Below are 13880 nucleotides of genomic sequence, written 5' to 3'. Positions count from 1 at the left end.
CGGTGGACAAGGTGGTGGCCGAGCACGATCGGGATGACCGACCCGTCGCAGCACAGCCGGCGCACGGTCTCGGGGGCGAGCGCAGCTGCCGGCAGGCCCGCGGGCCCTGCTCGGCGGCCAGACCGACCAGCCCCTGGAGGACGTCCGCGAGCCGCGTAGGTGAGGCCACCGACAACCCGACTTCTGACGGACCAGCCGGAAACCGTTGCAGCGCAGGGGAACAAGCGTCACACGGCGAGGGTCCGCGCAAGCCGAGAAACGACGCTCTGTGGACGGTGGGGCGCCAGTCGGTCCGCTGTGGACGACCGCCCGAGGTGACGCGCGGACGGAGGCCCTGCACCCGGCATACGAACTGTGGTGGAGCCTGGCGCGCGTGTCGGGGGCGACCACCTAGACTCGGCCCCGACAAGGAGGACACGTGGCGGGTCGGATCAAGGCCGACGACATCGCGCTCGTGAAAGAGCGCTCGTCGATCGAGGACGTGGTGCGCGAGCACGTCACCCTGCGCCCGGCCGGTCCCGGGTCGATGAAGGGCCTGTGCCCGTTCCACGACGAGAAGACCCCGTCGTTCAACATCCGGCCCACCGTCGGGGCCTGGCACTGCTTCGGCTGCGGCGAGGGCGGCGACGTCATCTCGTTCATCCAGAAGGTCGAGCACCTGACCTTCGCGGAGGCCGTCGAGCGGCTGGCGCAGAAGCTGGGCATGGAGCTCCAGTACGAGGAGGGTGGCAGGCCCCGCGACGGCGAGTCCCTCGGCCGCCGATCCCGGCTCATCGAGGCGCACCGCGTCGCACAGGAGTTCTACGCGCACGCCCTGCTCAACCTTCCCGAGGCGAGGGCCGGCCGTGACTTCCTGCGCGCTCGAGGCTTCGACAGCAAGGCCGCGGAGCGGTTCGGGGTCGGTTTCGCGCCCCGCGGCGGTGAGGAGCTGACCCGCCACCTGCGCTCGAAGGGCTTCACCGAGGAGGAGCTGACCCTGGGCGGCCTGTCCGGCCGGGGGAGCCGGGGGCTCTACGACCGGTTCCGGGGCCGGCTCGTCTGGCCGATCCACGACATCACCGGTGACACTGTCGGGTTCGGTGCGCGCCGCCTGTTCGACGACGACCGCATCGCGGCGAAGTACCTCAACACCTCAGAGACCCCGATCTACAAGAAGTCGACCGTGCTCTACGGCCTCGACGCCGCCAAGAAGGCGATCGCCGCCGAGCGGAAGGCCGTCGTCGTCGAGGGCTACACCGACGTGATGGCCTGCCACCTCGCCGGCGTGGAGGGCGCGGTGGCCACCTGCGGCACCGCCTTCGGCATCGACCACATCAAGGTGCTCCGGCGCATCATGCGCGACGAGGCCGACCTCGCGCCGGCCCGTGTCGTCTTCACCTTCGACGGCGACGCCGCCGGCCAGAAGGCCGCGATGCGCGCCTTCGCGGAGGACCAGCGCTGGGCCTCGCAGTCGTTCGTGGCCGTGGCCGAGGACGGCATGGACCCGTGCGACCTGCGCCAGGCCAAGGGCGACGCCGCCGTGCGCCACCTCGTCGACGACGCCGTGCCGATGTTCGAGTTCGCGGTGCGCACGACGCTGGCCCGGTTCGACCTGTCGACCGCCGAGGGCCGCGTGCAGGGCATGCGCGCGGCGGCGCCGATCGTCGCCAACATCCGCGACACCTCGATGCGCCCGGAGTACACCCGCACGGTGGCGGGCTGGATCGGCGTGGAGGTGGAGCAGGTGCAGGCCGAGGTGGCCCGTGCCGGCCGGATGGCCGCGCGTGAGGCCAAGGGCGAGGACACCCCGCACGGGGCGCCGGCCCGCCGCGACGTCGACGTGGTGCCTGAACCGTCGGTCGAGGAGGCGCGCGCCACCATGCCGATGCCCGACCTGCGCGACCCCGTCATCTTCGCCGAGCGACAGCTCCTGCAGTGCCTGCTGCAGTTCCCCTCGTGCTTCGAGTCGGCCGACGTCGACGCCATCGCCCCCGAGTCCTTCGGTGCCCCCGCCCACCGTGCCGTCTTCGACGGCATCCGGGCGGCCGGTGGGCTGCAGCCTGGCCTCTCGGAGAAGGCCTGGGCCGACAGGGTCACCGAGACGGCGCCGCTGGCCGTCCGGCCGCTGGTCTCCGAGCTTGCGGTGGCGCCGCTGCCCACCCGGTTCGACAAGACCACCGGGCTGCCCGAGCGCCGCTACACCACAGCCCTGCTCGTCCGCGTCAAGGAGATCTCCCTGACCCGCAAGATCGCCGACGCGATGTCGGCAATGCGGCGGATGGCGGCTGACCCGCACAGCGACCCGGCACAGTCCCGCGCGCTCAGCGGGGAGCTGCAGACCCTCCAGCGCGAGCTGGCCGACCTGCGCGAGCGGGTCAGCTGATGGGGTGGTCGCTGCGGCGGGACCGCCCCGAGAAGGTCCCGCAGGAGGTCCGTGACGCCCTCGTCCTGGGCCGTGGCGAGCGGCTGCTCGCGTGGGCCCGTGACGACACCACCGGGGCCACCGTCGTGGCCAGCAACCACCGCCTGTATGCCGTGAGCCCGGCCGGCGACGTCGTGCTCGACCGTCCGTGGCACCTGGTCGACGCCGGTTCGTGGTCCCACGACGCCTACCTGCTCACCGTCACCTGGGTCGACCGTCACCGGCCGGCCCAGTGGGTGCTCAAGGAGACCACGCTCCTCCCGGAGACGCTCCGCGAGCGGGTGCAGGCCTCCGTCGTCCTGGCGCAGCGGGTCGACCTGGGGGAGCGGCGCAGCGCCCGGGCGGTCATCCGCAAGGACCTGGCCTCCGGTGAGCTGCTCGAGCAGGTGGTGCTGGGCAAGGGGGTGCGCGCCGGTGACCCCGGGGTCGACCTGCAGACCGCGCAGGCCCTGGCCTACCTCAAGGAGCAGGTCGGCCTGAGCTGACCCCTTCCGGCCGTCATGAGCCCTACCTCCGGCCGTCGACACGCTGGGAAACGGCCCTTCGCGCGGCGGCGAAGGGCCGTTTCCCAGCGTGTCGACGTGGGGGAGACACGGGGGACCAGCCCGTTTCTGACCCGGGCCCATCCTTTGCTATGGTTGCGCAGCGCCATCGAGGCGGGCCCGACGGCCCAGCCTGGTGACCATTCCCCTGTAGCTCAATTGGCAGAGCAGCCGGCTGTTAACCGGCAGGTTGTTGGTTCGAGTCCAACCGGGGGAGCCACAGCGACGAAGGCCCCGATCCAGTGGATCGGGGCCTTCGTCGTGCTGCACATCCGTCAGGGTTTGCGACCGCCGATGCCGCCGGTCGGGGCCGGCGCCACGTCACCACCGGAGGGCACCTCGGCCACCCCCGGGAGCGAGGTCCGCCCGCGGCGGCTGAGCCGCTGCTCGAGCAGCCTGGCAGCAACCGTCAGCAGGTAGTTCATGGTGATGAACAGGATGGCCGCCACGATGTACGCAGGCACCGTGTTGGCGTAGGCCGAGCCCAAGGTCTTGGACCAGTTGAGCAGCTCGAGGTAGGTGATCGCGTAGCCGAGCGCCGAGTCCTTGAGCACGACGACCATCTGGCCGATCAGAGCCGGCAGCATCGCCGTCAGGGCCTGCGGCAACTGGATGGAGCGGAGCACCTGGTCACGGGTGAGGCCGATCGACAGCCCGGCCTCGGACTGGCCCTTGGGCAGCGAGTACACGCCCGAGCGGACGAGCTCGGCGACGACCGAGCCGTTGTAGAGGGTCAGCCCGGTGACGACGGCGGCGAGCGGGTTGAGCTCGCTGTCGAAGACGCTGTTCGCCGAGTAGAGCCCGAAGAAGAAGATCATCATGATCAGCACGGGCACGGAGCGGAAGAACTCCACGACGACACCGGAGACCCAGCGGATGGGTGCGATGTGCGACAGGCGGCCGATGCCGAACACCAGCCCGAAGATGCCTGCCAGGACCATCGAGATGGCCGCGGCCTTGAGGGTGCCCCAGATGCCGGGGAGGAGGTACTCCTGCCACACCTCGGCGGTGAGGAACGGCGACCAGAGGTCCTTCTCGAGCTGGCCGGCGTCGCCCATCTTCCCGAGCGCGAGCCAGAGCAGTAGCAGGGTGAGCAGCACGCCGAGGCCGGCGAGCAGCGCGTGGCGGCGGCGGGCCTTGGGCCCGGGGGCGTCGAACAGCACCGAGGCGCTCATCGCTTCACCGCCAGGCGTCGCGACATGCTGGTGAACAGCACGCCGACGGGCAGGGTCAGGATGACGAAGCCGAGCGCGAACACCAGGAAGATGCCGATGGAGCTGCCCTCGTTCTCGACGATCTCACTCATCAGTCCGGCTGCCTCAGGGTTGCCGATGACGGCCGCCACGGTCGTGTTCTTGATGAGCGCGATGAGCGTCGAGCCGAGGGGAGCGACGGCGCCACGGAACGCCTGGGGGAGGATCACCTCGCGCATGCTCTGGCCGAAGGTCAGCCCGATCGCGCGAGCCGCCTCGGCCTGCCCCGCCGGCACCGTGTTGACACCGCTGCGCAGCGCCTCGCAGACGAACGCGGCGTGGTAGACCGACAGGACCACGACGGCCCAGCGGAAGTTGTTGTCCTCGAACGACTCCGGCGCGAGGTTGATGCCGAGGATGTACGTCGCGCCGAGGATGCTGAAGACCATCAGCAGCGTCAGCGGGGTGTTGCGGAAGGTGTTGACGTACCACGTGCCGAGCAGCTGCAGCACGCGCACGGGGGAGACGCGCATGACGGCGACGACGGTCCCGAGGATCAGGGACCCGATGGCCGAGAAGAAGGCCAGCTGGATCGTCAGCCAGAACGCCCCGAGGACGTCGTACTGGCCCAGGATGTCACCCATTGGAAGGCCCTTCTGTGGGTGGGGACGGTGCGGTGCGTATGCCGCCCCGCCGGCTCAGCGGGGCGGCATACGCATCGTGCTGCTCAGGTCAGGAGCAGGGGTCCTGCTTCGGCGGGTTGGTCGCGGTGTCGACCTTGAACCCGGCCGGGCCCAGGTTGTCGTCGACCGCCTTCTGCCAGGACTTGTCGTCGACCATCTTCTGGATCGCCTTGTTGATCTTCTCGCAGGTGGCGGTGTCGCCCTTCTTGATGCCGACGCCGTAGCGCTCCTCGGAGAAGGTCTGGCCGACGACCTTGAGCTTGCCCTTGTACTGGTCCTGCGCGGCGTAGCCCGCGAGGATCGTGTTGTCGGTCGTCAGGGCGTCGACGCCCTTGGAGACCAGGGCCGCCACGCACTCGGAGTAGGTGCCGAACTCCTGGAGCTGGACGCCGGGGTACTTGTCCTTGACCTTCTGCGCGGACGTCGAGCCCTTCACCGAGCAGAGCTTCTTGCCGGTGAGGGCGTCGGGCCCGGTGATGGAGGAGTCGTCAGCGCGGACGAGCAGGTCCTGGCCGGCGATGAAGTACGGGCCGGCGAAGGAGATCTTCTCCTTGCGGGCGTCGGTGATGGAGTAGGTCGCGACCACCATGTCGACCTGGCCGGTCTCGATCAGGGTCTCGCGCTGGGCGCTGGGGGCCTGCACCCACTGGATGTCGCCCTCGGCGTGGCCGAGCTCCTTGGCGATGTAGGTCGCCACGTCGACGTCGAGGCCCGTGTAGTCCGAGCCCTCCTTCAGGCCGAGACCGGGCTGGTCGAACTTGATGCCGACCTTGAACTTCCCGCCGCCAGAGCCGGAGTCGCCCCCGTCTCCGCTGTCGCCGCAGGCCGTGAGGCCGAGCGCGACGACGGCAACTGCCGCCGCGGCCCCGAAACGACGAAGTGTCATGGTGTTTCCTCCTGTTGGGTGTGGCCGGGACCGCGCTCTGCGGCACCGGTCGGGAGTCGACGGCTCAGCGGCTCAGCCGGGCCGTCAGTGCGTGAGGATCTTGCCGAGGAAGTCCTTGGCGCGATCCGACTTGGGGTGGGTGAAGAAGGTCTCGGGTTCTGCCTCCTCGACGACCTGGCCGTCGGCCATGAAAACGACCCGGTTGGCTGCCCGCCGGGCGAAGCCCATCTCGTGCGTGACGACGACCATCGTCATGCCGGACTTCGCCAGCGAGATCATCACGTCGAGCACCTCGTTGATCATCTCCGGGTCGAGCGCCGACGTCGGCTCGTCGAAGAGCATGATCTTCGGGTCCATGGCCAGCGACCGCGCGATGGCCACGCGCTGCTGCTGGCCGCCGGACAGCTGGGCCGGGTACTTCTGGGCCTGGTGCGCGACGCCCACGCGCTCGAGCAGCTCCATGGCGCGCTTCTCGGCGTCGGCCTTCTTGACGCCACGGGCCTTCATGGGGCCGAGCGTGACGTTCTGCAGGATCGTCTTGTGGGCGAAGAGGTTGAACGACTGGAAGACCATGCCCACGTCGGCGCGCAGCTCCGCGAGGGCCTTGCCCTCCTCGGGCAGCGGCTTCCCGTCGATCTCGATGGTGCCGCTCTCGAAGGTCTCGAGGCGGTTGATGGTGCGGCACAGGGTCGACTTGCCCGAGCCCGATGGGCCGATCACCACGACGACCTCGCCCTTGCCGATCGTGAGGTTGATGTCCTTCAGCACGTGCAGGTCGCCGAAGTGCTTGTTGACGCCCTTGAGGACGACGAGAGGCTCCGTCATGGCAGGCAACCTACTCGCAGGCGGCGTGCCGCGGACAGGACGCCTCGCCATTTTCGCCGAAAAGCAATGTGGTGTCGCCGCCGCTACCGTGGAGTGGTCCCACTCCTGCGACCTTCGGAGGGCCCATGCGCCACCGCACTCTCGGCTGCAGCGGAGCCGTCGTCTCGACCCAGGCCCTCGGCGCCATGACCTTCGGGGCGGAGGCCGACGAGGCCACGTCGTTCGACCTGCTGGACGCCTTCGTCGAGCGCGGCGGCACCTTGGTCGACACGGCCGACGTCTACGGCTCTGGCGTCTCCGAGGAGATCATCGGGCGCTGGCTGGCCAAGCGCCCCACCGAGGCCCGACAGGTGGTGCTGGCGACCAAGGGCCGGTTCCCGATGGGAGCGGGCCCCAACGACCTCGGGCTCTCCCGGCGTCACCTTCGCACCGCGCTCGACGACTCGCTGCGGCGCCTCGGCGTGGAGCACGTCGACCTTTACCAGATGCACGCCTGGGACGCCGTGACACCACTGGAGGAGACTCTGCGCTTCCTCGACGACGCCGTCTCCGCCGGGAAGATCGGCTACTACGGCTTCTCGAACTACCTCGGCTGGCAGCTCACGAAGGCCGTGCACGTCGCCCGCGCCCACGGCTGGGCGCCCCCGGTGACCCTGCAGCCGCAGTACAACCTGCTGGTCCGCGACATCGAGCACGAGGTCGTCCCCGCGGCCCTCGACGCCGGCATCGGCCTGCTGCCGTGGTCCCCGCTCGCCGGGGGCTGGCTCACCGGCAAGTACGAGCGCGACGTCCCGCCGAGCGGCCCGACCCGCCTGGGCGACAACCCCGAACGCGGCATGGAGGCGTGGGAGGGCCGCAACGCCGAGGAGCGCACGTGGAGGGTCGTCGACGCGGTGCGGGAGGTCGCGCAGGGCGCGGGCGCGACGCCGGCCCAGGTGGCCCTCGCGTGGCTGGCCGCCCAGCCCGCGGTCACTTCGGTCATCCTCGGCGCGCGATCGGTGGAGCAGCTGGTCGACACCATGGCGGCGGCAGACCTCGACCTCGGCGACGACGCGCTGGCGCGGCTGACGGAGGCCAGCGCCCCGCGCGTCGACGACTACCCCTACGGCGCTCCCGGCCGGGAGCAGCGCCACCGCAGCCTCACCGGTGGGCGCTAGGTCGCAGGCGGTCGCCAGGGCGCAGTCTCCTCGGCACGTTCCCCTGAGGCGGTCAGCGCGGTGAGAGGACCTTGTAGACCTCGAACCAGACCACCCCGGCAAGGCCCACGACGACGGCCACGGCGACGTCGAGGAGACCGACCGGGCCGAGGTCGAAGGCCTCGCGCAGGGGTGGCACCGTCAACAGGGCGGTGAGCAGCACGACGGCCGCGCCGAGCACCCACGGGAGCGCCGCGTTGCGCCGCTCCCGAAGGGTGCGCCCGATCGACAGCCGCCACGAGCGGTTGACGAGGATGAGGGCGAGGTTGGCGGCGACGAGGGTCGTGAAGGTGACCGAACGGACCACCTCGGCGGGGCGGTCGGAGGCGAGCGCCCACAGGTAGACCCCGAGCACGCCGGCCAGCACGGAGAGCCCCTGCAGCGCCGAGACGGCGATGACCGACCTGCCGAAGACGGGCTCGCCCGGGCGCCTCGGTGGCTGGTCCATGATCGTGGGGTCGACCTCCTCCGCCTCGAACACGATGGAGCAGGCCGGGTCGATGATGAGCTCGAGGAAGGCGATCTGCACGGGCATCAGCACCAGTGGCCAGTCGGCCACGAGGAGCGGGACCAGCGACATGCCGATGATCGGCACGTGCACGGCGAGGATGTAGGCCATCGCCTTGCGCAGGTTGGCGTAGATGCCGCGGCCCTGCCGGATGCCCGCGGCGATCGAGGTGAAGTCGTCGTCGGTGAGGACGAGAGCCGCGGACTCCCGGGCAACGTCGGTGCCCCTCGCGCCCATGGCGATGCCGATGTCGGCCGCCCGCAGGGCAGGGGCGTCGTTGACCCCGTCGCCGGTCATGCCGACGACCTCACCCGTCGCCTGCAGGGCGCGCACGAGGCGCAGCTTCTGCTCGGGCACCGTGCGGGCGAAGACGCTGACCGCCGAGACCCTGCGGGCCAGCTCGTCGTCGGACATGGCCTCGAGGTCGGGCCCGGTGAGGACGCCGGCGTCCGTGTCGAGACCCACCTCGCGGGCGACCGCGAGCGCGGTGCCCGGGTAGTCGCCGGTGATCATCACCGTGCGCACCCCCGCCCGGGCGCACTCGGCCACCGCCTCCGGCACCCCCGGGCGCACCGGGTCGTGCAGGGCGGCCAGCCCGAGGAGCTCGAAGTCGAAGTCGTGCTGCTCCGTGGGCAGGGGCCGGGCATCGCTGAACTGGGCCCGTGCTGCGGCCAGGACCCGCTGCCCGGACGCGGTCGCGCAGCGTACGTCCTCCATCAAAGCCGCGTGCTGCCGTGGCGCGAGGTGGCAGAGGTCGGCGATGGCCTCCGGCGCCCCCTTCGCCGCGACCACATAGCTGGTGCTGTCGGGGGAGCGCCACACGTGCGACATGGCGAGCAGGTCCTCGCAGAGCGGGTACTCGCGCAGGAGCTCGAAGTCGGGGTGGTCGTGCTCACTGCCCGCGAGCTGGGTGTCGGCCACCTCCCGGAAGGCCTTGTCCATCGGGTCGAACGGGTCGACGGGCGATGCCAGCGCGAGGAAGTCCGCGAGGGCGTGGAAGGCCTCCGGGAGCGGGCCGCCGTCCAGCGTGTGGACCGAGCCCCCCACGACGAGCTGGCGCACCGACATGCTGTTCATCGTCAGCGTGCCGGTCTTGTCGACGCAGACGACCGTCGCCGAGCCCAGCGCCTCGATCACGGCCGACCGCCGGGTGAGGACGTGCTTCTGGGAGATGCGCCAGGCCCCGAGGGCGAGGAAGACGGTCAGCACGACCGGGAACTCCTCCGGCAGCATGGCCATGGCGGTGGCGATGCCTGCCAGCAGCCCCTCCATCCAGCGTCCGCGCGTGGACCCGTAGAGCACCACCACCGTGACGGCAGCGGCCACCCCCACCACGGCGATGACCCGCACGAGCCGGTCGACCTCGCGCTGCAGCGGTGTCCGCGCCGGCGCGATCTCGCGCAGGGCCGAACCGATCCGTCCGAGCTCGGTGTCGGAGCCGGTGTGGCACACCTCCGCGATGCCGCGTCCCCTCACCACGAGCGTCCCGGAGAAGACCCAGGGCGTGCCGTCGCCACCGGGCCTGCCCATGCGGCTGCGGGTACCCTCGCCGGTGCCGCGGGTGCCGCGGGTGCCGCGGTCCGTGCCCCGGGGTGCGCCCTCGGCGGCCTCATCCGGGCCGGCTGGTGCCTTCCGCACGGGCACGGACTCGCCGGTGAGCGCCGACTCGTCGACCGACAGGTTCACGGCGTCGAGGACCACGGCATCGGCAGGCACCCGGTCGCCCTCCGCGAGCAGGACGACGTCCCCGCGCACGACGTCCCGGCCGGCGACCCGCACCTGTATGCCGTCCCGGACCACCAGTGCGCGGGGCGAGGAAAGGTCCCGCAGCGCGGCCAGGGCGTTCTCGGTCTTGTGCTCCTGGTAGATCGAGATGCCGATCACGACCACGACGAAGGACAGCAGGGTCACGCCGTCGAGGGGCTCGGCCAGCAGGAAGTTGACGAGCCCGGCGCCGAGCAGCAGGAGGAGCATCGGCTGCCTCAGGACCTCCCACGCCTGCCTCGAGAGGGTGTGCCTCCTGGCCGTGGGCAGCTCGTTGGGCCCGTCCGAGGCGAGCCGGGCAGCCGCCTCGTCGGCGGACAGGCCCAGCAGACCCCGCTCCCGCAGAACGGTCATCGGCAACTCCCGGCGTCCAGCCCTGCTCCGACCCTAGAACGGTGCGAGGCCGAACACTCGGGACCAACGGACCTATCTGCGGTGCCCCCTCCGTAGAACGGTTGGGGTGTCAGCCGGCCCGGCCGGTCCGCGGCCAGTGCGGTCGGCCCGTGGTGAGAAGAGGCAGCCATGTCCCGACGAGTCGACGAGATCCTCTCCTGGTACGAGGGAGACGACGCGCAGACGCTGACCAACCTGCGCCGGATGCTGGAGCAGGGCCGCACCGGCGGGACCGGAAAGCTCGTGGTGCTGCCGGTGGACCAGGGCTTCGAGCACGGCCCGGCCCGCAGCTTCGCAGCCAACCCCGCGGGCTACGACCCGCGCTACCACGCCCAGCTCGCCCTCGACGCCGGCTGCAGCGCGCACGCACTGCCGCTCGGCGCGGCCCAACTGGTGGCTCCGGCGTTCGCTTCCGAGCTGCCGCTGATCCTCAAGTGCAACAGCGCCGACTCCCTCTACGTGGGGAAGGACCCCGAGCCCGCCGTGACGGCCAGCGTCGAGGACGCGGTGCGACTGGGGTGTGCGGCCGTCGGCTTCACCATCTACCCAGGCTCCTCCGCACGGAACCGCATGTACGAGAACCTGCGCAGCCTCGCGACGGACGCCTCGTTCGCCGGGCTGCCGGTTGTCGTGTGGTCGTACCCCCGCGGCTCGGGCGTGTCCGAGCAGGGCCGCACCGCCGTCGACGTCGTGGCGTATGCCGCGCACCTCGCCTGCCAGCTCGGCGCTCACGTGGTGAAGGTCAAGCCGCCGAGCGAGATGGTCGAGAGCCCCGCGGCGCGCAAGGCGCTCGAGAAGGCCGGGGTACCGCTCGGGACGCTCGCCGACCGCGTCCGCCACGTGGTGCAGTCCGCGTTCGACGGGCACCGCATCGTGATCTTCTCCGGCGGTGCGGCCAAGGAGACCTCGGCCGTGCTGGAGGAGAACCGGCAGACGGCGCTCGGCGGGGGCTTCGGGACCATCATGGGACGCAACTCCTTCCAGCGCCCGCACGACGTGGCGGTCCGGCTGCTGCACGACGTCATGGACATCCACATCGGCACCACCGCTGAGCAGCGGGAGCTCGCCACCCACTGAGCGGGCCAGCCCACTGAGCGGGTCAGCCCACGCCCCACCGCGATGGGGTGCTCACCGCGCAGGGTGCTCAGCCTCTTCGGACGTGGTCGAGCAGCATGCGGCGCTCGACCCTGGCGATGACCTGCCGCGCCCGCGCGGCTGCGTCCGGGTTGACCGAGATCGAGGTGATGCCGGCGCGCACCAGCACCTCGGCGAACTCCGGCCGGTTGGACGGGGCCTGGCCGCACAGGGACGAGGTGATGCCCGCCTCCCGGCACGCCGCGATGATCCGCTCGATGGCGTCGACCACGGCCGCGTCGGACTCGTCGAACAGCTCGGCGCAGATCTCGGAGTCGCGGTCGACGCCCAGCATGAGCTGGGTGAGGTCGTTGGAGCCGATCGAGACGCCGTCGACGCCGAGGAGGGCGTACTCGGGGATGCGGTAGACCACCGACGGCACCTCGGCCATGACCCACCGGTGGAGTCCGCGCTGCCGTCCGAGGGCGTGGATGTCGACGGCCTCGAGGCAGGCCTCGAGCTCCCACCGGGTGCGCACGAACGGGATCATCAGGTGCAGGTTCGGCGTCTGCTCGCGGACGCGGGCGACGACGTCGAGGTCGAGCGCGAAGAGCTCGGGGTCGCGGATGTAGCGGTAGCAGCCGCGGTAGCCGATCATCGGGTTGGCCTCCACCGGCTCGAACTCCTCGCCTCCGGTGAGGCCGCGGAACTCGTTGGTGCGGAAGTCGACGGCTCGGTAGACCACCGGCCTCGGGGCGAAGGCACGCGTGATGCGCAGCACGGACTCGCTCATCGTCTCGACGAACTTGGCCCTTCGACCCGTGGCCAGCAGGTGCTTGGGGTGCTCGCCCCGCAGTGCGTCGGTGATCATGAACTCCGCCCGGAGCAGGCCCACGCCGTCGACCGGCATGGCGGCGACCGCCTCGGCATGGTCGGCGATCGCGAGGTTGACGTAGAGCAGGGTGCCCGTGGCCTCGGCGCCGGTCGCGGGCGCCGACTCCGGCTCGGCGGCGTCCCGCACCAGGGCGGCAGGAGCGGGCGCCGCGGCCGCGGCAGCCGGCGCACCGGCATACACCACGCCCTTGGCGCCGTCGACAGTGACGAGCTCGCCGTCGCGCAGCACCGTGGTGGCGTGGCGCGTCCCCACGATGGTGGGGAGGTGCAGCTCACGCCCCACGATCGCGGCGTGGCACGTCACCCCGCCGCCGTCGGTCACCAGGGCTGCGGCCCGTCGCATCGTCGGCACCCAGTCGGGGTTGGTCATGCTGGCGACCAGCACCTCGCCCGCCATGAGGCGGGGCCCGTCGGCGGTGCTGCGCAGGATGCGCACCTGCCCGGTGGCGGTACCGGGCGCGGCAGCCAGGCCGCTGAGCAGCGCCGTTCCCGGCACCTCGCCGTCGTTGGTGGCACCCGGCGCGCCCAAGGTCGTGATGGGCCTCGACTGCACGACCCACGTCTGGCCACCCTCGATCGCGAACTCGACGTCCTGCGGTGTGCCGTAATGGTTTTCGATCTGCATCGCCATGCGTGCCAGGGTCAGGACCGCGTCGTCGTCGAGCACCCGCCGCCCCTGGAGGTCCGCCGGCACCGGGAGTCGCTGGTCGTGGCCGTCGGGCCCTCGGACGATCTGCTCGGCCTTGGTGCCGATGTGGACCTGCCGGATGCGTGGGCCGTCCTTGGCGACGACGTAGGTGTCGGGGGACACCTGTCCACCGACCACCACCTCACCGAGGCCGTATGCCGCCTCCACCACCACCGTGCCGCGGTCGCCGGTGGCCGGGTCCGCGGTGAACATCACCCCGGAGGCGTCGGAGTCGACCATCCGCTGCACGACCACGGCGATCGCGGGCTCCTCCGCCAGGCGGTGCGTCGCGCGGTAGGCCACCACCCGCGGGCCGAAGAGGGAGGCCCAGCAGTCGACGACCCGCGCGAGCAGCTCCGGGCCACCGCTGACATTGGTGAAGGTCTCGTTCATGCCGGCGAACGACGTCGAGGCCGCGTCCTCAGCGGTGGCCGAGGAACGCACGGCGACGCGTCCCTCGTCGAGCCGTCCGTAGGCGTCGAGCACCGCACGTTCGAGGGGGGCGGGAAGCCCCGCCGAGTGGACCATCTGCTGGAGTCGCGCCGACGCCGAGGACAGCGCCTCGGCTGAGTCGACATCGACCGCCGAGGCCGCGGCCTGCATCGCCTCGCGAACGCCCGCCTCCTCCATGGCCTGCAGGTAGGCCTGCGCCGTGATGACGAAGCCGGCGGGCACCGGAAGCCCGGCCCCGGCCAGCTCGCCGAGGTTGGCGCCCTTGCCTCCGACCCGCGGAACGTCGGCCCGGGAGAGGTCCTCGAACCAGGCGATCAGCTCGGTGGCACGAGCGGTGGGCACGGCGGAGTCAGGACTCGTGGTCATGCTCCCAGCGTCAG

Annotated in this window: 10 protein-coding genes and 1 tRNA gene; 5 read left to right on the top strand and 6 right to left on the bottom strand. The window is 71.3% G+C overall.

Features of this window, described 5'->3' with window-relative positions; all coding sequences use genetic code 11:
• Window positions 1–418 precede the first annotated feature (418 nt).
• The 3 genes from dnaG to P2F65_RS13505 all read left to right on the top strand — a co-directional run bounded on the left by dnaG (window position 419) and on the right by P2F65_RS13505 (window position 3163).
• Window positions 419–2362: a DNA primase gene (gene dnaG, locus P2F65_RS13515; protein ID WP_275808599.1), complete on the top strand. Its 1944-nt coding sequence runs from the start codon at window positions 419–421 to the stop codon at window positions 2360–2362.
• Window positions 2362–2886, top strand: coding sequence for a hypothetical protein (locus P2F65_RS13510; protein ID WP_275808595.1), 525 nt, complete (start codon window positions 2362–2364; stop codon window positions 2884–2886). Before dnaG ends, P2F65_RS13510 begins: the two co-directional genes overlap by 1 nt.
• Before the next feature lie 201 nt (window positions 2887–3087).
• Window positions 3088–3163: transfer RNA gene (locus P2F65_RS13505), tRNA-Asn, on the top strand.
• 55 nt (window positions 3164–3218) lie between these two features.
• On the opposite strand, the gene P2F65_RS13500 is transcribed toward P2F65_RS13505, so the two are convergent.
• The 4 genes from P2F65_RS13500 to P2F65_RS13485 form a co-directional block, all read right to left on the bottom strand.
• The gene (locus tag P2F65_RS13500) at window positions 3219–4118 is read right to left on the bottom strand and encodes an amino acid ABC transporter permease (RefSeq protein WP_275808593.1); all 900 of its coding nucleotides are present in this window, start codon (window positions 4116–4118) and stop codon (window positions 3219–3221) included.
• A complete protein-coding gene (locus P2F65_RS13495) occupies window positions 4115–4780 on the bottom strand; it encodes an amino acid ABC transporter permease (RefSeq protein WP_275808590.1) in 666 nt (221 codons plus the stop codon). Before P2F65_RS13495 ends, P2F65_RS13500 begins: the two co-directional genes overlap by 4 nt.
• An 88-nt stretch (window positions 4781–4868) precedes the next feature.
• Window positions 4869–5705 (bottom strand): glutamate ABC transporter substrate-binding protein, encoded by an 837-nt coding sequence (locus P2F65_RS13490; RefSeq protein ID WP_275808587.1) that lies wholly within the window; start codon window positions 5703–5705, stop codon window positions 4869–4871.
• An 84-nt stretch (window positions 5706–5789) separates the two neighbouring features.
• Entirely contained in the window at window positions 5790–6530 is a 741-nt protein-coding gene (locus tag P2F65_RS13485) for an amino acid ABC transporter ATP-binding protein (protein ID WP_275808584.1), read from the bottom strand.
• A gap of 125 nt (window positions 6531–6655) precedes the next feature.
• On the opposite strand from P2F65_RS13485, the gene P2F65_RS13480 reads away from it, so the two are divergent.
• The gene (locus tag P2F65_RS13480) at window positions 6656–7687 is read left to right on the top strand and encodes an aldo/keto reductase (protein WP_275808582.1); all 1032 of its coding nucleotides are present in this window, start codon (window positions 6656–6658) and stop codon (window positions 7685–7687) included.
• A gap of 52 nt (window positions 7688–7739) precedes the next feature.
• Here P2F65_RS13480 and P2F65_RS13475 read toward each other — a convergent pair whose 3' ends face one another.
• Complete coding sequence (locus tag P2F65_RS13475) at window positions 7740–10352, bottom strand: cation-translocating P-type ATPase (RefSeq protein WP_275808579.1); 2613 nt, start codon at window positions 10350–10352, stop codon at window positions 7740–7742.
• A 168-nt stretch (window positions 10353–10520) separates the two neighbouring features.
• Here P2F65_RS13475 and P2F65_RS13470 point away from each other — a divergent pair, with 168 nt between their 5' ends.
• Window positions 10521–11468 (top strand): class I fructose-bisphosphate aldolase, encoded by a 948-nt coding sequence (locus P2F65_RS13470; RefSeq protein ID WP_275808576.1) that lies wholly within the window; start codon window positions 10521–10523, stop codon window positions 11466–11468.
• Between the two features lie 67 nt (window positions 11469–11535).
• Here the strand turns inward: P2F65_RS13470 and ppsA are convergent, their stop codons facing one another.
• On the bottom strand, window positions 11536–13866 hold the full coding sequence (ppsA, locus tag P2F65_RS13465) for a phosphoenolpyruvate synthase (RefSeq protein ID WP_275808573.1): 2331 nt from the start codon (window positions 13864–13866) through the stop codon (window positions 11536–11538).
• Window positions 13867–13880: the final 14 nt, after the last annotated feature.

Source organism: Knoellia sp. p5-6-4 (genome assembly GCF_029222705.1).
GTDB lineage: Bacteria > Actinomycetota > Actinomycetes > Actinomycetales > Dermatophilaceae > Pedococcus_A.
Note: the sequence above shows the minus strand (reverse complement) of the source record. Positions and strands in the feature narration are given on the sequence as shown.